At 66.5% G+C, this 260-nt stretch carries 1 protein-coding gene; it reads left to right on the forward strand.

The genetic code is table 11. The features are described from left to right. On the forward strand, window positions 1-260 hold a 260-nt coding region (locus FLQ44_RS22655), incomplete at both ends, for a glutamate--tRNA ligase family protein (protein WP_240801388.1).

Genomic DNA, 260 nt, shown 5'->3' on the forward strand with positions numbered 1-260 from the left:
CGACCGTGCCGCCAAGCCGCGGCAGATCGAGTTCTCGCGGCTCAACATCAACTACACGGTGATGAGCAAGCGCAAATTGATGGCGCTGGTGCAGGAAGGGCTGGTCAGCGGCTGGGACGACCCGCGCATGCCGACCCTGCAGGGCATCCGCCGCCGCGGCTACACGCCGGGTGCGCTGCGCCTGTTCGCCGAGCGCATCGGCATCAGCAAGCAGAACTCACTGATCGACTTCTCGGTGCTGGAAGGCTGCGTGCGCGAGG

This window comes from Vogesella mureinivorans (genome assembly GCF_007644035.1).
GTDB classification, from domain to species: Bacteria; Pseudomonadota; Gammaproteobacteria; order Burkholderiales; family Chromobacteriaceae; genus Vogesella; species Vogesella mureinivorans.